The organism is Clostridium lacusfryxellense (assembly GCF_018861735.1).
Lineage (GTDB): Bacteria > Bacillota > Clostridia > Clostridiales > Clostridiaceae > Clostridium_AD > Clostridium_AD lacusfryxellense.
Genome location: NZ_JAHLEB010000155.1, coordinates 1 through 921 on the forward strand (window position 1 = coordinate 1; position 921 = coordinate 921).

The following is a 921-nucleotide window of genomic DNA, read 5'->3' on the forward strand; positions in this document are numbered from 1 at the left end:
TCCAGATCTTAAAGAAGCAGGAAAGAATCCGTTTATATTAGATTCTAAAGAACCTACTACTTCATTTAGAGAATACTTAATGGGCGAAGTTAGATATTCTTCACTTGCTAAGAGTTTCCCAGAAGTAGCAGAAGAATTATTTGTTAAAACAGAAAAAGATGCTGTAGAAAGATTAGCAGGATACAAAAAGCTTGCAAGTCAAGAATAGTATTTTAAATTTATAGGGTGAAGGAAGATGGTTTTATTACATCTTCCTTTTACTTTACAATAATTTAATAAAAAGAATATAAAAAACCCTTTTAAAATATCATAATTTAGGGTAGAATATAATATATACTGAAACTAGGAGGTACTACATTATGAATGAAGATAAAAATGCATCTTGCGGATGCGGTGGACACGAACAGGAAAATGAAGGCTGCGGATGCGGACATGATCATGAACATAGCGAAGAGAATCAAGGTTGTGGATGTGGCGGTCATGATGAAGAAAGTGAAGGCTGTGGTTGCGGTTGTGGCGAAGGCGAAGGTGAAGCTTTAACAGTTGATCTAGAAGATGAAAATGGAAACGTAGTTCCATGTGAAATAGTAGATGGATTTACGTATAAAGATAATGAATATGCGCTAGTTCAAAACCCTGAGGATGATTCAATATACCTTTTCAAGGTAATTGGAGATGAAGAAACAGGAGAATTAGTTATTCCTGAAGATGAAGAATTCGCAGAAGTAACTGCATATTACGAAGAATTAATAAAAGACGAAAAATAATTCTTTAAAAGAGTCGTTGCAAATGCAGCGGCTCTTTTTTTACGTGTGCCAGGCATGGCAATTAACTAGGTGGTGAAAGTCCACTGTGGGGGTCTGTAGTTACCAACCACTAGCTGAAGACAAGGTATCCACCGTGAGGTGTGAGCTGGAGGAA

At 36.4% G+C, this 921-nt stretch carries 2 protein-coding genes; both read left to right on the forward strand.

Annotated features, from left to right (window positions below; genetic code table 11):
• Positions 1-208 (forward strand): hypothetical protein (locus KPL55_RS25750; RefSeq protein ID WP_216309590.1); only part of this gene is annotated, 208 nt, incomplete at its 5' end.
• Positions 209-359: 151 nt separating this feature from the next.
• A complete protein-coding gene (locus KPL55_RS25755) occupies positions 360-767 on the forward strand; it encodes a DUF1292 domain-containing protein (protein WP_216309591.1) in 408 nt (135 codons plus the stop codon).
• Positions 768-921: the final 154 nt, after the last annotated feature.